20 protein-coding genes are annotated in these 18422 nt (G+C 55.4%); 5 read left to right on the top strand and 15 right to left on the bottom strand.

Annotated features, from left to right (window positions below):
• Positions 1-117: 117 nt before the first annotated feature.
• The 9 genes from truD to cysG all read right to left on the bottom strand — a co-directional run bounded on the left by truD (position 118) and on the right by cysG (position 7604).
• Entirely contained in the window at positions 118-1158 is a 1041-nt protein-coding gene (gene truD, locus ACR8BN_RS04435; RefSeq protein ID WP_424998215.1) for a tRNA pseudouridine(13) synthase TruD, read from the bottom strand.
• Positions 1155-1637, bottom strand: coding sequence for a 2-C-methyl-D-erythritol 2,4-cyclodiphosphate synthase (ispF, locus tag ACR8BN_RS04430; RefSeq protein WP_083070217.1), 483 nt, complete (start codon positions 1635-1637; stop codon positions 1155-1157). The genes truD and ispF overlap by 4 nt, the downstream gene beginning before the upstream one ends.
• Complete coding sequence (gene ispD / locus ACR8BN_RS04425) at positions 1637-2353, bottom strand: 2-C-methyl-D-erythritol 4-phosphate cytidylyltransferase (protein WP_010248543.1); 717 nt, start codon at positions 2351-2353, stop codon at positions 1637-1639. The genes ispF and ispD overlap by 1 nt, the downstream gene beginning before the upstream one ends.
• A 3-nt stretch (positions 2354-2356) precedes the next feature.
• Positions 2357-2674, bottom strand: coding sequence for a cell division protein FtsB (ftsB, locus tag ACR8BN_RS04420; protein WP_013358867.1), 318 nt, complete (start codon positions 2672-2674; stop codon positions 2357-2359).
• Positions 2675-2851: 177 nt separating this feature from the next.
• The gene (locus ACR8BN_RS04415; protein WP_434747362.1) at positions 2852-3172 is read right to left on the bottom strand and encodes a DUF3561 family protein; all 321 of its coding nucleotides are present in this window, start codon (positions 3170-3172) and stop codon (positions 2852-2854) included.
• A 54-nt stretch (positions 3173-3226) separates the two neighbouring features.
• On the bottom strand, positions 3227-3832 hold the full coding sequence (gene cysC, locus ACR8BN_RS04410) for an adenylyl-sulfate kinase (protein WP_083069949.1): 606 nt from the start codon (positions 3830-3832) through the stop codon (positions 3227-3229).
• Entirely contained in the window at positions 3832-5259 is a 1428-nt protein-coding gene (gene cysN, locus ACR8BN_RS04405) for a sulfate adenylyltransferase subunit CysN (RefSeq protein WP_031593990.1), read from the bottom strand. Before cysN ends, cysC begins: the two co-directional genes overlap by 1 nt.
• Positions 5260-5270: 11 nt before the next feature.
• Positions 5271-6179 (bottom strand): sulfate adenylyltransferase subunit CysD, encoded by a 909-nt coding sequence (cysD, locus tag ACR8BN_RS04400; RefSeq protein ID WP_010248554.1) that lies wholly within the window; start codon positions 6177-6179, stop codon positions 5271-5273.
• Between the two features lie 9 nt (positions 6180-6188).
• Positions 6189-7604 (bottom strand): siroheme synthase CysG, encoded by a 1416-nt coding sequence (gene cysG / locus ACR8BN_RS04395; RefSeq protein ID WP_069025321.1) that lies wholly within the window; start codon positions 7602-7604, stop codon positions 6189-6191.
• A 363-nt stretch (positions 7605-7967) separates the two neighbouring features.
• On the opposite strand from cysG, the gene ACR8BN_RS04390 reads away from it, so the two are divergent.
• Together ACR8BN_RS04390 and ACR8BN_RS04385 are read left to right on the top strand one after the other, a co-directional pair.
• Entirely contained in the window at positions 7968-8981 is a 1014-nt protein-coding gene (locus tag ACR8BN_RS04390) for an aminopeptidase (RefSeq protein ID WP_031593992.1), read from the top strand.
• 9 nt (positions 8982-8990) lie between these two features.
• Positions 8991-9275 (top strand): YciI family protein, encoded by a 285-nt coding sequence (locus tag ACR8BN_RS04385; RefSeq protein WP_010248560.1) that lies wholly within the window; start codon positions 8991-8993, stop codon positions 9273-9275.
• Between the two features lie 60 nt (positions 9276-9335).
• Here ACR8BN_RS04385 and ACR8BN_RS04380 read toward each other — a convergent pair whose 3' ends face one another.
• From ACR8BN_RS04380 to cysJ, 3 genes are read right to left on the bottom strand one after another with little or no spacing between them, the layout of a single operon-like run.
• The gene (locus ACR8BN_RS04380; protein WP_083069955.1) at positions 9336-10070 is read right to left on the bottom strand and encodes a phosphoadenylyl-sulfate reductase; all 735 of its coding nucleotides are present in this window, start codon (positions 10068-10070) and stop codon (positions 9336-9338) included.
• Positions 10067-11788: an assimilatory sulfite reductase (NADPH) hemoprotein subunit gene (gene cysI / locus ACR8BN_RS04375; RefSeq protein ID WP_031593993.1), complete on the bottom strand. Its 1722-nt coding sequence runs from the start codon at positions 11786-11788 to the stop codon at positions 10067-10069. The genes ACR8BN_RS04380 and cysI overlap by 4 nt, the downstream gene beginning before the upstream one ends.
• Positions 11788-13599, bottom strand: a complete 1812-nt coding sequence (cysJ, locus tag ACR8BN_RS04370; RefSeq protein ID WP_425029135.1) for an NADPH-dependent assimilatory sulfite reductase flavoprotein subunit — start codon at positions 13597-13599, stop codon at positions 11788-11790. The genes cysI and cysJ overlap by 1 nt, the downstream gene beginning before the upstream one ends.
• Before the next feature lie 299 nt (positions 13600-13898).
• On the opposite strand from cysJ, the gene queD reads away from it, so the two are divergent.
• A complete protein-coding gene (gene queD, locus ACR8BN_RS04365) occupies positions 13899-14258 on the top strand; it encodes a 6-carboxytetrahydropterin synthase QueD (protein ID WP_010248568.1) in 360 nt (119 codons plus the stop codon).
• 107 nt (positions 14259-14365) lie between these two features.
• Here the strand turns inward: queD and queE are convergent, their stop codons facing one another.
• Positions 14366-15037: a 7-carboxy-7-deazaguanine synthase QueE gene (queE, locus tag ACR8BN_RS04360; RefSeq protein WP_033758767.1), complete on the bottom strand. Its 672-nt coding sequence runs from the start codon at positions 15035-15037 to the stop codon at positions 14366-14368.
• Between the two features lie 546 nt (positions 15038-15583).
• Between queE and ACR8BN_RS04355 the strand changes: the two genes are divergently transcribed.
• Positions 15584-16744 (top strand): IS30 family transposase, encoded by a 1161-nt coding sequence (locus tag ACR8BN_RS04355; protein ID WP_434747361.1) that lies wholly within the window; start codon positions 15584-15586, stop codon positions 16742-16744.
• 119 nt (positions 16745-16863) lie between these two features.
• Here the strand turns inward: ACR8BN_RS04355 and ACR8BN_RS04350 are convergent, their stop codons facing one another.
• Both ACR8BN_RS04350 and ACR8BN_RS04345 read right to left on the bottom strand, forming a co-directional pair.
• Positions 16864-17316, bottom strand: coding sequence for a hypothetical protein (locus tag ACR8BN_RS04350; RefSeq protein ID WP_434747360.1), 453 nt, complete (start codon positions 17314-17316; stop codon positions 16864-16866).
• Positions 17313-18017 (bottom strand): hypothetical protein, encoded by a 705-nt coding sequence (locus ACR8BN_RS04345; protein ID WP_434747359.1) that lies wholly within the window; start codon positions 18015-18017, stop codon positions 17313-17315. Before ACR8BN_RS04345 ends, ACR8BN_RS04350 begins: the two co-directional genes overlap by 4 nt.
• Positions 18018-18184: 167 nt before the next feature.
• Between ACR8BN_RS04345 and ACR8BN_RS04340 the strand changes: the two genes are divergently transcribed.
• Positions 18185-18385, top strand: coding sequence for a Rop family plasmid primer RNA-binding protein (locus ACR8BN_RS04340; RefSeq protein WP_430019142.1), 201 nt, complete (start codon positions 18185-18187; stop codon positions 18383-18385).
• Positions 18386-18422 lie beyond the last annotated feature (37 nt).

The raw sequence follows: 18422 nt of genomic DNA, 5'->3' as shown, positions 1-18422 counted from the left end.
ATAGACGGCGATTTTTGCATTCTAGCGAGGCGCGCAAGGAAGTGGTAGGCGTAAATCACACGACGGTGGGGGTTTGCCGCAACATTACCCACACTGCGGGTCAGGTTGCGGCGAAGATTACTCATCAATCTGATCGGGCGAGTCCGCGTGGGTCAGCAGCTCCCGGACCACGCTGGTGGCAAAGCTGCCCGCTGGCAGCCAGAATGCCAGTTCCAGGGTGACATCATCCCACCAGCTCCACTGCATATCGCGCGGCACCACCAGCATGGCGCGGCGTGCAGCATCGACCTTCTCACGTTCAATCAGTCCCAGCAGCAGCGTCTCATCAGCCAGCGCCTGCTGTTCAAAGGCCAGCGCGTCAGCCTGCGGGCCAGGCTCGCCCCGTCCCGGCAGCGGCGCGGTGATGCGCAGCTCATGCTGATCAACCCGGCGCTGTGACTCTGCCAGTTCATCAGGCTGCGCGACAAACCAGCTGCCTCGTCCGGTCAGCTGCAACGCATCGCCGTTGAGCACCTGAGTCAGTCCACCCTGCTGTTGCAGACGCGCACTGGTCACCTGATTAAACAGCGCACTGCGCGCGGCAGAGAGCATCAGGCTGCGCTTGTTGCGGTCACGAATAACGATCTCATTACGCGCCCACTTTTCTGCCATCACCAGGTTATTGCCGCCGCGACCAAAACGCTGTTCACCAAAATAGTTCGGCACGCCTGCATCGCGAATCTGCGCCAGACGCGTTTCAACCGCATCACGATCACTAATCTGGCGGATGATCAGCCGGAACGCATTCCCCGCCAGTGCGCCGATGCGCAGCTTACGTTTGTGGCGCACCACCTGCAGAATTTCGACCCCTTCCAGCTCAAAACCGCGCAGATCGGGCATCGCATTACCCGGCAGGCGAAAACAGAGAGTCTGTTCCGTCACCGCATGGCGATCTTTCATTCCGGCATAACTCATGTCGCGCTGATGAATACCGAGATACTTCGCCAGTGCCTCCGCCACAAAGCGGGTATTGGCCCCCACTTTACGGATGCGCACCAGCAGGTGCTCACCTTCACCATCCGCGCCATAACCGAGATCTTCAACCACCACGAAATCTTCCGGATTGGCTTTGATCACGCCGGAGGCCACGGGTGTACCGTGCAGGTAATTCAGCATCATTGGCTGTCAGCTTTCAGGACTAACGCCACCGCTTCACAGGCGATGCCTTCGCCGCGCCCGGTAAAGCCCAGCTTCTCGGTGGTGGTCGCTTTGACGTTGACCGCATCCATATGGCAGCCCAGATCTTCTGCAATATTGATCCGCATCTGTGGCACGTGCGGCAGCATTTTCGGTGCCTGAGCAATAATCGTGACGTCGACATTACCGATGCGATAGCCTTTGGCTTCGATACGGCGCCAGGCCTCACGCAGCAGGCCGCGGCTGTCCGCCCCTTTAAAGGCCGGATCGGTGTCAGGAAATAGCTTGCCGATATCGCCCATCGCTACTGAGCCCAGCAGCGCGTCAGTCAGCGCATGCAGCGCCACATCGCCATCGGAATGGGCGATAAAACCCTGCTCAAACGGGATCCGCACACCGCCAATCACTAACGGACCCTCTCCGCCAAAGGCGTGAACGTCAAAACCGTGACCGATACGCATCATGCGCTCTCCTTTAATTGAATCTGACTCAGATAAAAAGCCGCCAGCGCCAGATCTTCTGGCCGGGTGACTTTGATGTTATCACTGCGTCCGCTGACTAACAGCGGGTGGTAGCCGCAATACTCCAGCGCCGAAGCTTCATCGGTGATGGTTGCGCCTTCTGCCAGCGCCCGCGTCAGGCAGGCGGTGAGCAGCGCATGAGGGAAAAATTGCGGCGTTAAGGCGTGCCAGAGATCGTCGCGCTCTACGGTATGCGCCACCGCGGCTTTACCCGGCTCGCCCCGTTTCATGGTGTCACGAACTGGCGCGGCCAGAATCCCGCCAACGTGGCTCTGTTCACGCACGTTGAGCAGTTGCTGGAGATCGTCGGGATGCAGACAGGGACGCGCGGCGTCATGGACCAGCACCCAGGCGGAACCCTGTGCGGCCTGCAATCCGGCCAGCACCGATTCGGCGCGGGTCTCTCCGCCTGTCACCCTGAGCACGCGCGGATCGCGTGCCAGCGGCAGTGAAGCGAAGTGCTGGTCATCAGGACTGAGGGCGACAATCACCTGTTTGATAGCGGGATGGGAAAACAGACGAGCAATGCTGTGTTCCAGAAGGGTGTGCTGACCAATCGTCAGATACTGCTTCGGACAGGTTGCCTGCATGCGGCTGCCGATCCCGGCAGCGGGCACTACGGCAATCACATCCGCAAGGGAGGCCAGAGTGTTCATGTTTTATCGTTGTTGGTTTTGCGCAGCTTGTTGCGCGTTGCGTTTGTTCTGGTCAGGCACCAGACGATAGAAAGTCTCACCGGGCTTAATCATGCCCAGTTCATTGCGTGCACGCTCCTCGATCGCTTCCGAGCCGCCATTGAGATCGTCAATTTCGGCAAACAGCTGATCGTTTCGCGATTTCAGTTTGGCATTGTTTGCCTGTTGCACCGCGACATCATCATTGACGCGCGTATAGTCATGGATGCCATTTTTCCCCAGCCACAATGAATATTGCAGCCAGCCAAGCAGCACCAATAACAGTAACGTCAGTTTTCCCATCCCGCCCCCTAAAAACGGCCCAATCATCCCATAACTTTGCACAGGACTCCACACCAGCGGAGAAAATGGCGCGCTTTGCTGCGCGTCTGCGCAAAATATGAATCAGTACCGATTCAGACGGGAAAAGATTTGTAACCTGCCGATGCGTTTGCACATCAGCGCGGGCGCACTGACGGCTTACCAGCCAGAGAGAAAAGAGAACATTAACCAGAAGAGCGTGACTACCAGGAACACCGTGGCGAGCGCGGCCCACAGCCACTGTCCACTCAGCAGCGTATTCAGCGCGATACCCGTGACCACCGCAACCGGCAGCAGCGCCAGAAAGAATGGCCAGGTATAAAGAAAGAAGAACAGCGTGTTAGAGCCGAACAGCAGGAAAGGGATCGCCAGCGCGCACCAGTAAGCGAGAAAACCGATAACGCCGCCCGGCAGCAATGAGCGCGGCTCATCCGGGGAGGAGTCATCTTTTCGGGCGAGCATTGGGGTAATGTTCTGCATAGGCATCCTGTTGGCGCGAGGGCGGCAAATCAGAAACGATTTGCCGCTATCTCTTCAGGACCTGATGATATCGCGGTCACGCAGCAGGTCTAACAATTGGGCGGTCAGTTTTGTAACCAATTGTTCGCCGTCCAGCTGGATTTCCGGGCTATCGGGCGCCTCATAGACGCTGTCGATACCGGTAAAATTACGCAGTTCACCGGCGCGCGCTTTGCGGTACAACCCTTTCGGGTCACGCGCTTCACACACGGCTAACGGTGTATCGACAAAAACTTCGATAAACTGTCCCGGCTCCAGCAGATCGCGCACCATCTGACGCTCGGCGCGATGCGGCGAAATAAAGGCAGTGAGCACCACGAGTCCGGCATCCACCATCAGTTTCGCCACTTCACCGACGCGACGGATATTCTCTTTACGGTCATCATCGCTGAAACCGAGGTCACGACAGAGGCCGTGACGCACATTGTCACCATCCAGCAGATAGGTGCTGACGCCGATACGGTGCAGCGCCTGCTCCAGCGCACCGGCAACGGTGGATTTCCCCGATCCCGAAAGCCCGGTGAACCACAGCACCACGCCCTGATGGCCATGCTGCTGTTCGCGTGAGGCGCGTGTCACCGGATGATCATGCCACACCACGTTATCGTCGTGCTGAGCCATTACTGACCGCCCAGCAGGTCGCGCGCATTCCAGTGAGGGAAGTGGCGGCGCACCAGCGCATTCAGTTCCAGCTCAAACGCGCTGAACTCACCGGTATTAACCGGGGCATCATGGTTTGGCTGATGGATCATACCGGCACCCACGGTGACGTTGCTCAGGCGATCGATAAAGATCATGCCGCCGGTCACCGGGTTCTGCTGATAGCTGTCGAGCACCATCGGTTCGTCAAAGGTGATCTCAATGCGACCAATACCGTTCAGCGGCAGCGTATCGACCTGACGCGTCTCCAGCGAGTTGATCTCGACCTGATGCAGCACCTTCTCTACCCGGCCACGGGTTTTCTTACCGGCGATTTTCAGGTCATAACTCTGACCGGCCTGCAGCGGCTGTTCTGCCATCCAGACCACGTCAACGCTGGCAGACTGAACCGCTGCCAGATCTTCACTGGCATCCACCAGCAGATCGCCACGGCTGATATCAATCTCATCCTGCAGCACCAGGGTAATCGCTTCGCCTGCACCCGCTTCCTGCAGATCGCCATCGAAGGTCACAATGCGGGCAATGGCCGACTCCACGCCAGAAGGCAGCACTTTAACGCGCTGGCCTACCTGCACGCTGCCCGACGCCAGGGTGCCGGCATAGCCACGGAAATCGAGGTTCGGACGGTTGACATACTGCACCGGGAAACGCATCGGCTGATGATCGACGACGCGCTTCAGCTCCACGGTCTCCAGCACATCCAGCAGCGTCGGGCCGCTATACCACGGCATGGTCTGACTGGCAGAAGCGACGTTATCCCCTTCCAGCGCCGACATCGGCACAAAGCGGATATCGAGGTCTTCCGGCAGCTGGGCAGCAAAGTCGAGGTAATCCTGTTTGATCTGCTCGAAGCGCTCCTGGTTGTACTCCACCAGATCCATTTTATTGATCGCCACCACCAGGTGTTTGATCCCCAGCAGCGTCGAGATAAAGCTGTGGCGGCGGGTCTGATCCAGTACGCCTTTACGCGCATCGATCAGCAGGATCGCCAGATCGCAGGTTGACGCGCCGGTCGCCATGTTACGGGTGTACTGCTCATGTCCCGGCGTGTCGGCGATAATAAATTTACGCTTTTCGGTCGAGAAGTAGCGGTAGGCCACATCAATGGTAATGCCCTGCTCACGCTCAGCCTGCAGACCATCCACCAGCAGCGCCAGATCGAGCTTCTCGCCCTGGGTGCCGTGACGTTTGCTGTCGTTGTGCAGCGATGAGAGCTGATCTTCATAGATCTGACGGGTGTCGTGTAGCAGACGTCCAATCAGGGTACTTTTTCCGTCGTCAACGCTGCCGCAGGTCAGAAAACGCAGCAGGCTCTTGTGTTGTTGCGTGGTCAGCCAGGCTTCAACGCCGCCCTGGTCGGCAATCTGTTGTGCAATTACGGTATTCATCTGGCGTCTCCTTAGAAATAACCCTGACGTTTTTTCAGTTCCATCGAACCGGACTGATCGCGATCGATCATGCGGCCCTGACGCTCGCTGGTGGTGGAAACCAGCATCTCTTCGATGATCTCCGGCAGCGTCTGCGCTTCAGACTCTACCGCGCCGGTCAGCGGCCAGCAGCCGAGCGTACGGAAACGGACCATCCGTTCGGTGATCTCTTCACCCGGCTGCAGGTTGATGCGATCGTCATCGATCATCATCAGCATGCCATCACGCTCCAGCACCGGACGCGGTGCGGCGAGATAGAGCGGCACAATCTCGATGTTTTCCAGGAAGATGTACTGCCAGATATCCAGTTCGGTCCAGTTCGACAGCGGGAAGACGCGGATGCTTTCACCCTTGTTGATCTGACCGTTGTAGTTGTGCCACAGCTCAGGGCGCTGGTTTTTCGGATCCCAGCGATGGAAGCGGTCACGGAATGAGTAGATACGCTCTTTGGCACGTGACTTCTCTTCATCACGACGTGCGCCGCCAAAGGCCGCATCAAAACCATATTTGTTCAGCGCCTGCTTCAGCCCTTCGGTTTTCATGATGTCAGTGTGTTTGGCACTGCCGTGAACAAAGGGGTTGATGCCCATCGCCACGCCTTCCGGGTTGCGGTGAACCAGCAACTCTGCGCCCATCGCTTTCACGGTGCGGTCGCGAAATTCGTACATTTCACGGAATTTCCAGCCGGTATCCACATGCAGCAACGGGAAGGGCAGCGTGCCTGGGTAGAAGGCTTTACGCGCCAGATGTAGCATGACCGAGGAGTCTTTGCCGATGGAGTACATCATCACCGGATTGCTGAACTCCGCCGCCACTTCGCGAATGATGTGGATACTCTCCGCCTCCAGCTGACGCAGATGAGTGAGTCGTTTTTGGTCCATGATTTTCCCTCAAGCCAGATTGACAACGGCGGACTCGCGAGCCCCCTGCTGTGCTGAATGTTTAAACCAGGCGAGTTGCCCGTGCAGATTTACCACCTCTCCGATCACCAGCAGCGCCGGAGTGGGTGCCGAGGCGGCCAGCGCCTCAAGTTGTTCTAAGGTACCGGTCAGCACCTGTTGATCCGGACGGGTGCCGCGACTGATCACCGCCACCGGCGTTGATGGCGCGCGACCGTGCTGAATCAGCGCCTCGCTGATGGCAGCGGCTTTAACGGTTCCCATGTAGATCGCCAGCGTCTGACGCGCACGCGCCAGCGATGGCCAGTCAATGTCATCCCCATCGGGACGGCAGTGACCGGTAATAAACATCACGCTCTGCGCGTAGTCGCGGTGGGTCAGCGGAATACCGGCATAGGCTGTCGCTCCGGCTGCCGCGGTGACGCCCGGCACCACCTGGAACGGCACACCCGCCTGACGAGCCGCCTGCAGCTCTTCGCCGCCGCGGCCAAAGATAAAGGGATCGCCGCCCTTGAGGCGCACGACGCGCTTGCCTTTCAGCGCCAGTGAAACCAGCATCTGATTGATCTCTTCCTGCGGCAACGTGTGGGCGCTGGCCCGTTTGCCGACGCAGATGCGATCGGCATCGCGGCGCACCAGATCCAGCACCTCTTCGCTGACCAGATGGTCGTAGAGCACCACATCGGCTAACTGCATCACCTGCAGGCCACGCAGCGTCAGCAGGCCGCTGTCGCCCGGCCCGGCACCCACCAGAAAGATCTCGCCCTGACGGGTCGGCTCTTCCTGCAGCTCACGGTCCAGCGTGCGTTTCGCCTCTTCGACGTTACCGGCAGACATCTCACTGGCGAACCGGCCGTCGAAAGCGCGTTCCCAGAAGCGCCGACGGTCAGACATGCGGCTGAAGCGCTGTTTGACTTTATCGCGCCAGAGTCCGGCCACTTCAGCCATCTGACCCAGACTGGCAGGCAGCAGCGTTTCGATTTTTTCACGCAGCATGCGTGCCAGCACCGGTGCGGTGCCGCTGGAGGAGATCGCCACCACCAGCGGTGAGCGGTCAACAATCGAGGGGAAGATAAAGGTGCATTTTGGCTGGTCATCCACCACGTTAACCAGCTTATGCCGCGCGTTGGCGGCTTCAAACACCTGGCTGTTGAGATGGTTGTCGTCGGTCGCGGCAATCACCAGGAAAACGCCATCCAGCTGGGCCGGGTCAAATTCGGTCGCCAGCCACTCCAGCTCCTGCTTATCCAGCAGTGCCTGCAGTTCAGGGCAGAGTTCACGAGATGCGATCAGAACGCGCGCGCGTGCACGGCGCAGCAGTTCAATTTTTCGCGCCGCAATATCTCCCCCGCCGACAACCAGAACCGGGCGGCCAGAAAGATCGGCAAAAAGAGGCAAATAGTCCACGTTAACCCTGATGTTTTAACTTTGTATTAACGCGACTATACGTCGCTGGGTTTATCCAGATGAAATTACGAATTGGAATGAGTAGTTACCGAATGGAATAACGACGCCGCAAAGCACAGAACAATTTGGTCTTAACAGATGAAATATAATGGCTTTTTCGTGAACAGGCTCACATATTGAAAGCCACACCTGCGGCAGCAAAAGCAGATAAGTGCCAGCGATAATGGTCCGTTACGCCTTTCGGTAGTGACAGCGCCCGATTCCACTAACAAAGTCACGGGACAAAAAGGATATAATGCGCGCGGCATGGCTGGCCCTGGCCCCCATGCGGAACGGCTCCCGAATAATGAAAAAGGATGCACTATGTTTTATTCCCTCCGCTTGAGGGTAGCGACAATTTTATTTGGCGCACTCATCTCCCCGCTGGCTCTGGCCACTCCACCTGGTCAGTTTGCCGAACAGCAGGTCCGGCATATCGCCACCTTGTTTCCTGGCCGGATGAGCGGCAGCCCGGCTGAGCTGATGGCAGCCGACTACCTGCAACAGCAATTTACCGCGCTGGGTTATAAGACCAATACCCGCCAGTTCAGGACCGGCTATAAGTGGCAGGAAGAGGACGGCACGCAGCGCTGGCATAAGCTCACGGCAACCTCGGTGATTGCCGCGCGTGCCGGCAGCGTGCCGCAGGAGATTCTGATCGTGGCACATCTGGATACCTGGACGCCGCAAAATAGCAGCCAAGCTCAGCACAATCTGGGCGGCTTACGCCTGCAGGGCGTCGATGATAATGCATCGGGTCTTGGCGTGATGCTGGAGCTGGCGCAGCAGCTGAGCCACAAACCGCTGCACTACGGCATACGCTTTGTGGCGCTGAGCGCCGGAGAGGCAGATCTGCACGGCATGGATGATTATGTTGAGCGGATGAGCACGCGTGAGAAGAAAAATACCCTGCTGGTCATCGATCTGAATAGCCTGATCACCGGCGATCATCTCTATTTTAACAGCGGCATGAATACGCCCCGGGCGGTGCGCAAGCAGACCAGCGAACGAGCCCTGTTGCTGGCACGTCAGCAGGGCATTCCCGCCGCCAGTCATCAGCTGAACCGTAAAGACTTTGACGCTCTTAATGCCTTCGACAAGGCGGGCTTTCCGCTGCTGGATGTGACCGCCAGCAACTGGACGCTGGGTAATAAAGATGGTGCGCTGCAGCGTCATCGCAGTCCCCACTTTCCTGATGGCGTTACCCGCCATCAGACTGATCTTGATAATCTGAGCTATCTCGACCGCTGGCTGCCGGGGCAGATAACCTTGCGAACCCGCGACAGCGTTCGCGTGCTGCTGCCGCTGCTCAGTGAACTGACCAATCCCAAAGTGTAAGGATCTGATATGTACGTGGTCTTTCTGAATTACGTTCGTCCGGTAGAAGAGGTTGAAGCGCTGCTGGCAGCCCATATCGAATGGCTGGATCGCTATTTTGACGCGGGCTTTTTTATTGCAGCGGGACGTAAAGATCCGCGCACGGGCGGCATGTTGCTGGTCAGGGAAATGGAGCGAGAAGAGCTGGATGCAATTTTAGCGGAAGATCCGTTTGTCACGGTGGCAGAGTATGAGGTGACGAAAGTGAATGTGACCCGTGCAGCAGAGGCGTTTGCCGGATTAAAAGGCGCTTAGCTTTCCGCCTGACTGCAGCGAAAAACTTCTCTCCCTGTGTTGGGGGAGAGAAGTCCTGCGTCAGCCTTCGTGCAGACCACACTCGCGCTTGAGACCGAAGAAGCGCGTCTCTTCTTCTGCCATACCCGGTTCCCACTTGCGGGTGGTATGGGTATCGCCCACGGAAAGATAGCCTTCATCCCACAGTGGATGGTACTTCAGCTTATGCTGTTCCAGATACTGATGAATCTGGCGGTTATCCCAGTCGATAATCGGCAGCAGCTTAAAGACGCCACGCTGGACGCCCAGCACCGGCAGATTAGCCCGACTGCCCGACTGGTCGCGGCGCAATCCGGCAAACCAGGTCTGCGCGCCCAGGGTTTCAATGGCGCGATTCATCGGCTCAACTTTGTTGATCTCGTTATATTTCTCAATCCCCTCGACGCCCTGCTCCCACAGTTTGCCGTAGCGCGCTTCCTGCCAGGCCGGTGAGGTTTCGGCGCGGAACACTTTAAGGTTGAGATTGAGCTGGTCCGCCAGCTCATCAATAAAACGATAGGTCTCCGGGAACAGATAGCCGGTGTCAGTCAGGATCACCGGAATATCGGGCTGCAGACGCGTCACCAGATGCAGCGACACCGCGGCCTGAATACCGAAACTGGAGGAGAGCACATAGGCACCCGGCAAATTCTCCAGCGCCCAGCTGACCCGCTCTTCCGCTGATGACTTCTCCAGCTGCGCATTGGTCGCGGCCAGCGCCATAGCACGCTGGACTTTGGACATCTCATTCAGTGCTGCGAGGCCGGGGTGACTCATTTTGCTTCCTCCCAAAAATCGCGTGCCGGGTCCAGCACCGGCGCAACAATGCCCGCGCGGATGGTGAAGTCACCAAAGCCTTCCGCGGCCTGGCGCTCAGTGGCCCAGCGTCCCACCAGCTCATCAATGGTGGCGAGAATTTCGCTTTCGTTAATGTTTTCACGGTACATGCGGGGAATACGCGTTCCGCTGCGGTTTCCACCCAGATGCAGGTTGTAGCGACCTGGCGCTTTACCCACCAGACCCAGCTCAGCCAGCATGGCACGGCCACAGCCGTTGGGACAACCGGTAACGCGTAACACTATGTGCTCATCACCAACGCCATGCGCATGCATGATCCCTTCCACTTTGGTCACGAAGGCAGGCAGGAAGCGCTCGGCTTCTGCCATCGCCAGCGGACAGGTCGGGAACGCCACGCAGGCCATCGAGTTTTCGCGCTGTGCCGTAACGCGATCCATCAGACCATGTTCGCGCGCGATCGCTTCAATCTGCGCTTTTTCGCTTTCCGGCACGCCCGCCACAATCAGGTTCTGGTTAGCGGTCAGGCGGAAATCGCCCTGATGAATTTTTGCAATTTCAGCGATGCCGCTTTTCAGCGGTCGGCCCGGATAGTCGAGCAGGCGACCATTTTCGATAAACAGCGTCAGGTGCCATTTGTTGTCGATGCCTTTAATCCAGCCAATACGATCGCCACGGGTGGTGAACTCATAAGGACGGATCGGCTCAAACGTCACACCGGCACGTTTTTCAACTTCGGCTTTAAAGGTCTCGACACCAACGCGTTCCAGGGTGTACTTGGTTTTGGCGTTTTTACGGTCGGTACGGTTGCCCCAGTCGCGCTGCGTCGTGACCACCGCCTCGGCGACGTCGAGGATCTTCTCCACCGGGAAATAGCCAAACTCGCTGGCGGTGCGCGCATAGGTCGCTTTGTTACCGTGCTCAATCGACAGCCCGCCACCGACCAGCAGGTTAAAGCCCACCAGCTTGCCGTGCTCGGCGACAGCGACAAAGTTCAGATCGTTGGCGTGCAGATCCACGTCGTTATGCGGCGGGATCACTACGGTGGTTTTGAATTTACGCGGCAGATACGTTTCACCGAGGATCGGCTCTTCGTCGGTGGTGGCGACTTTTTCTTTATCCCACCAGATCTCTGCATAGGCACGGGTGCGTGGCAGCAGATGCTCAGAGAGTTTCTTCGCCCACTCATACGCTTCCTGATGCAGCTCCGACTCAACCGGGTTCGAGGTACAGAGCACGTTACGGTTGACGTCGTTGGCGGTCGCCAGCGCATCCAGCCCCACCTCATGCAGCATCTGATGCGTCGGCTTGACGTTCTTCTTCAGAATGCCGTGAAACTGGAAGGTCTGACGGTTAGTCAGACGGATGCTGCCATAGATGGTTTTATCGGTGGCAAATTTGTCGATGGCCAGCCACTGAGTCGGCGTAATGATGCCGCCCGGCAAGCGGCAACGCAGCATCATGGCGTGGCGCGGCTCCAGCTTCTGCTCAGCACGTTCGGCACGAATATCGCGATCGTCCTGCTGGTACATGCCGTGAAAACGGATCAGCAGGAAGTTATCGCCGGTAAAACCGCCGGTCAGACCCTCTTCCAGATCTTCTTTAATGGTGCCGCGCAGATAGTTGCTCTGCTTCTTCAGACGCTCAGCGTCTGCTAATTTGCCTTCTACAACCAGCGGTCCAGGGTGTTTATCGCTCATTAGTAAACGTCTCGCTGATAACGGCGCTCAATGCGCAGCTCACTTAAAAATTCGTCGGCCGTTTCACGATCCATTCCGCCGTGTTCGACCACCACATCCAGCAATGCCTGCTCGACGTCTTTTGCCATACGATTCGCATCGCCACAGACATAAAGATGCGCGCCCTCTTCAATCCAGCGCCACACTTCGGCCCCTTTCGCGCGGATCTTATCCTGTACGTAAATCTTCTCTGCCTGATCGCGCGACCAGGCGAGGTCGATATGAGTCAGCAGACCATCCTTCACATATTTCTGCCACTCCACCTGATAGAGGAAATCGTCGGTGAAGTGCGGATTACCAAAGAATAGCCAGTTTTTGCCGCCGGCACCGTCGTTGTCGCGCTGCTGCATAAAGGCGCGGAACGGCGCGATGCCGGTGCCCGGGCCAATCATGATCACCGGCGCATCCGGATTAGCCGGCAAGCGGAAATTGTCATTGTGCTCGATGAAGACCCGGACTTCGCCCTCTTCTTCAATGCGATCGGCCAGCCAGGTCGATGCACCGCCACCACGCTGGCGACCTTCAATATCAAAGCGAACGGCACCGACGGTGATATGCACTTCGGTATCGGTTTCAGCCTGCGAAGAGGCGATAGAGTAGAGTCGCGGCGTCAGCGGTCGCAGCAGTCCGGTCAGCTGTTCAGCGCTGAGTTCGGACGGTGCCAGGCGCACCATATCCACAATCGGATAGTGCTGCGCATAGTGCTGCAGCCTGGCTTTATCATCCACCAGTGAGAGCAACTCCGCGTTGCGTGACAGCTGGGCATACTGCGCCACGATCTGCGCGGTGTTAACCGTCAACTCGAAATGCTTCTGCAACGCCTCCGCCAGCGGCAGGGTTTTCCCCTGAACCTCTACCGGCTCATCGCCTTTCAGCCAGACCAGCTCCAGCAGTTCGCTGACCAGCGCCGCGTCGTTCTCATACCAGATGCCCAGCGCATCGCCAGGCTGGTAGCGCAGACCGGAATCGCCCAGATCGATTTCGATATGGCGCACATCTTTATCTGAGTCCCGTCCGGTAATTTTCTGATTCACCGCAAGACTCGCGCTGAGCGGCGACTCTTTAGTATAGGGGCTGGTGGTGACTTCGTTGACGCTGCCGGCTGCTGTCGCCGCAGCCTGCGCCGGGGATTCAGTGGGAACGCGCTGTTTGAGGATCTCAGTCAGCGCAGTGCGCCAGGCGGCGGCCTGTTCCGCATATTCAACATCTGCATCAACGCGATCCAGCAGACGCTCGCCGCCCAGCTCCGCCAGTCGGCTGTCAAAATCTTTACCCGCCTGACTGAAGAATTCATAAGAGGTGTCGCCCAGGCCAAACACCGCGAAGGCGGCACCCTCCATTTTCGGTGCCTTTTTCGACATCAGGAATTTATGCAGCGCCACCGCCTCTTCCGGCGGTTCGCCTTCGCCCTGCGTGGAGGTTACAACCACCAGCATTTTTTCCTGGCCAATCTGTTTGAACTTGTAATCACCGGCATTCACCAGGTTTACGTTCAGCTTTGCGGCCAGCAGGTCATCACGCAACTGCTCAGCCAGACGACGTGCGTTGCCGGTCTGGGAGGCGGAAAGCAGCGTAATGGCGGGCGCTTCGGCCGGAGCCGGAGCAGATGCAGTGCTGGCGACGGCGCTACCCGGGGTCTGTTCCACCCTGCCCCAGAAATAGCCTGACAGCCACGCCAGTTGAGTCGGGGAATAATCTGTCGTCGCCGCCTGTAAGCGAGCGAGTTGTTCCGGGGAGAGCGGAAGCATTGAACCAGGTGCCTGAGTCGTCATCGCGTTAAAAATTCCAGTATCAGAAGTCCGGACCGTAAAATGGCGGAAGAGTGCGTAGGTTACCGGTCCGTATATTAACGATTAAATACACCTTCGACATATCAAATAACCAAAATGACTAAATGGTTTTCCAGGTAGGAATAATCGTTAAAAGTGGTAAGCAAAGCGGTGATATATCAGTTAATTAGCTGGACGCCACTGTATAAACGCGCAGGAAAAGGTTCGGTTTGTGCGGGGCGGGTGCGAAAAAAGCGGTAATCAGGTAGAATTCAGCGGTTTTTTAATGTCTGAGAACCACTATGTCTACCACCTTGTTTAAAGAGTTCCAGTTCGAAGCCGCGCATCATTTACCGAATGTGCCGGCCGGACACAAATGTGGCCGTCTGCACGGTCATTCGTTCCTGGTTCGTCTGGAGATTACCGGCGAAGTGGATGCGCATACCGGCTGGGTTATGGATTTTGCTGAGCTGAAAGCGGCGTTTAAGCCGGTCTACAATCGGCTGGACCACTACTATCTGAATGATATTCCCGGCCTGGAAAATCCCACCAGCGAAGTGCTGGCGAAATGGATCTGGGATCAGATGAAGCCGCAATTGCCGCTGCTAAGCGCGGTGATGATCAAAGAAACCTGCACCGCAGGCTGCGTTTACCGCGGCTAACCCTGTCGGATCGAACTCTTCGATCCGACGCGGCTTCTCTCCATCCCGCCTCTGACGCTCAACGCTTCCCTGTGGTTAACGGCTCAATGCGTGCCGCTTTATCAGGATCAGGCGATATTGAGATATTTATGGGTCTGCATCGACAGACGCCAGTTACGGGCAATGCAGGTCTCAATACAGAGCCGGGTTGCATCATCTTTGCGGCTGATCGGCTGCAGGGCGATGATACGCGCTTTGGTGTCATCAATGCCTGCCAGCAGCAGATCCAGCGCTTCCACATCACGCTCGCGCGCTACCGGATGCTTGATTTCATCGGCCCGGCTCAGCGCCTGGGGCAGAACATCGTAGCCGCCGCGCATATTGACCTTCGGCGAGACGGTCACCCAGGTCCGTTCGGAACAGTGGATCTCGTGGGTTCCGCTGGTCTCAATCTGGCACTGGAAACCGTGCTGCTCCAGCGCAGTGGTTAACGGACGCAGATCGTAAATCGCAGGTTCACCGCCGGTGATCACCACATGACGCGCCGTCCAGCCCTGCTGCGCAATGGCACTCACCAGGGTCGCCGCGTCGGCATCACCCCAGGCGTCGCTTTCCACCGTCTTGATCAAAATATCGCCCAGCGACGTTTCCCGATCTGTCCGCTTTTCCCAGGTGTGTTTGGTATCGCACCAGCTACAGCCCACCGGGCATCCCTGCAAACGAATGAAAATGGCAGGCACGCCGGTGTAATAACCTTCGCCCTGCAGTGTCTGGAACATTTCGTTAATCGGGTATTGCATTACGGACTCGCTTGAAAAAAACAGGGCGCTGATTATGCCAGCGTGTGGCGCACAACAACAGCTGCGCGACGCGAAAAAAATCTGACAGGACTTAAATATCCCCACAGTTTTCGATGGGTCGCTCCATCATGCATTCTCATGTTCCTGCTTTACGGTTGCCGGTGTCAATCCGCTGATATTTCATACCATGTTTGACACTCGGTTCCGCTTAGGCAGTTCGCTCCAGGCTGGATTTTATGCACGAACTCCCCGTTTAGTCCGACTACCACGCCGTTCAGGTAACTGTTCTCCTGAGTCCCCCCCTGAAAGTCACAACGAATCGCCAGTAACGGTAGCCATTGGTAAATGGGAAATTAGCGAGATGTGACTAAACTCGTATAGGTTTATATAAATATAAACGACTACCTGAAGATATCAGCCTTTAAAGGCTGAACTAGCCATACATATTTGGTGAATGTTGCCGCTAAAGTCCAGTTACTGTCCGGTTTCGAATGTGAGTTCAACGGGTCGATGCAACGCTATCCTTAATCAAGGGGGGACGTTGCCATGAAACGAAGAACTCGAATTAACTACACGCCAGAACAGAAAGCGATTATCTGGGACAGATATAGGCAAGGGGATTCCCTGCATGATATCGCCAGAATGTTCGACAGATACCATTCCTCGATCATGCCCACTATCCATCAGACTGGTGGATACCGTCCCCCTGTCCGAAAGCGGCACCGGTTAGCGCTTTCGCTTGATGAAAGAGAGGAGATATCCAGAGGGCTGGTAGCAAAACGTAGCATCAGGGACATCGCTGACAAATTATTAAGAGCCCCCTCAACGATTAGCCGCGAGATCAATAGGCACGGAGGTGCAAAACAATACCGTGCAGCAAAAGCGGATACGGCTGCGTGGGAACGTGCTCTGAGACCAAAACCTTGCAAGCTAATTGAAAGCCCCACATTGTGTAAAATCATTGCAGAGAAGATGCATCAGGACTGGTCGCCGGAACAAATCGCCGGTTGGCTAAAACGCTGTTATCCGGATGATCAGGAAATGCATGTGTCACACGAAACGATTTATAAAACGCTTTTTATACAAACCCGGGGAGCATTAAAAAAAGAACTGCAGCAATGCCTCAGAAGCGGAAGAGCAGTGCGTAGATCCAGAACGTCATCGCTTAAAGGGAAAGGATTAGGTTCAATTCCGGATGCGATACCCATCAGCAAAAGACCACCTGATGTTGCAGACAGAGCCATACCCGGCCACTGGGAAAGTGACCTGATCCAGGGCTCGAAAAACTCCTATATCGTCACCCTCGCAGAACGCCACTCCCGCTTTGTTATGCTGGCCAAAATCAGTGACAACAAGACCATAACCGTTATATCTGCACTCATCAAACAAGCCCGGGAATTACCCGTTGAGCTTTATAAAACATTAACATGGGATCGCGGTGCTGAAATGACCAACCACACCCGATTTACTGTGGCCACAGACATTCAGGTTTATTTCTGTGATCCCCAATCTCCCTGGCAACGTGGCTCAAATGAAAATACGAACAGATTGCTCAGACAATATTTTCCAAAAGGAACTGACTTATCGGTTCATAGCCAGCAAAGGCTAAACAGTGTTGCCAGACAGCTCAACGAGAGGCCGAGAAAAACGCTAGACTATGAATCACCCGCAGACCGGTTCAATCAGTGTGTTGCATCCATCGGTTGAACTCACAAAGAGTTCCAGCTCTATAAACTCGAACTAACCCGCCTTTCGGCAGTTTTTTCGTTTCTGAGCAAGAAATTACGCCCAGATAAAAAAGGATCTTTGAAAGATCCTTTTTAAATTCATTGGAATTCATCATATGGCGTCCCAAATTTTCGATATATCTGCACGAAAACCTCGTCTGGAGACTGAAATTTTACTAGCGATATTACGTCATTATCTGGGTCATTATGTTTTTTCCAGCACTCAGCCTCAACATCACAAGAATTTTGAGGTTCATACCCTTTATTTTTCAGATAGTTTCTGATTTCTTCACTATCTGTCACGTTATAAAAATGCACAGTAAATACATGAGCATCAGGACCGGTAATATTACTAAAATCAAATTGATACTTATCTGAAATTCTTGGCATTTCCTTTAGCAGACCTGGCGTATAGAATTCATATTCCATCCAATCTTTTTCAGTGTAAGTTGCTGACCCAGAGAAGAATAATTTTAAAAAAAACCAACCAGTAACCAGAAAAAAACCTAAAACAAAAACGCCAGATACTTTGACGATTATGCGTTTATTCATAATCCCATCCTGCCATTATCGAATCCCATAACTACAAACGTTTTGTCATGCCGGGGAAGTATTACATTCCCGGACAGAAAATCGTTGTAGGGGACAACTGTCCGCATGAACGGCGGTAATACCCCTTTGCGGGGACGTGAGTTCGGAAATGTTTCCGGGTCGGGGAACAGCAGAGGCTGAAAGGTATCGTTTTTCCAGCTGCCAATTTTACCGTAGTAATCCCATCGTTTCAGGGCTTCTTCTTTACTTACAGGGCGAAGCATCCCGAAAGGGTTCTGAACCGACACCGCCCGGTAAAAACCCAGCAAATCTGAAACCAGATCCTCACCGCTGAAGCCACTGTCAGTGGCCAAATTATTGGGAAATGAACTCTGAAAAGCTTCAAACTTTCGCGCCATACTCATCATCATAGCCAGCGCAATGCTCTTCTGCTCCCAGTAAGGCCGTCCGCACCGAATACGCCAGGTCATCATCTTACCCGACCGTAGCACGCCAAAGGGTGACGTCATCCCCTGTGAATAGCTTACGTCATAAAACTCCTGTCTTGATGATTCTCCCTTCCTCATCAGCTCCAGAAGCATACGAATATCTGTCCCCTGTGCATGCCCGAGATCTACCCAACCAAGCACTTCTGTGTAAATTAATCCTCCTTTTTGACTACTGACATATCGCCCATCAATAATTTCTGCTCGCTTACTCATCCTGAATAACCTTTCCATAAGTTTGTTATTTCGGCTATCAAAGTACCATAATATCCGGTTACAGCACCGCCTCAGGCGCCCAGAGCGCGCTCCTGTGGCCCATTCGTTAAATCCGATTCTTAAACGCCCCTGGTTCACGTCGGTGAATTTTACGCAGGCGCATTATTATGCATCAGAATGACTGGCTGACCTTATCGCACGAAATTTACAACGTAAGAGGGAAAACATGGATGAAAAAACAGGAACCCACCGCGCTGAGCATGGCGAAATTTATCCGGGGGCAAACCCTGCTACTTTTAGAAAAGCTCGACGCACCGGACCTCAATGACGAAGCGGCAGACTATGAAGAGCTGCACGAACAGGCATAAGTGCGGCATCAAAAGCTGAGGGGACGGCGCTCAAATC

Source organism: Pantoea sp. Lu_F5_004 (genome assembly GCF_051136245.1).
Classification (GTDB): domain Bacteria; phylum Pseudomonadota; class Gammaproteobacteria; order Enterobacterales; family Enterobacteriaceae; genus Pantoea; species Pantoea agglomerans.
The sequence above is the reverse complement of the archived record's forward strand: the minus strand, read 5'-3'. Positions and strand labels throughout refer to the sequence as shown.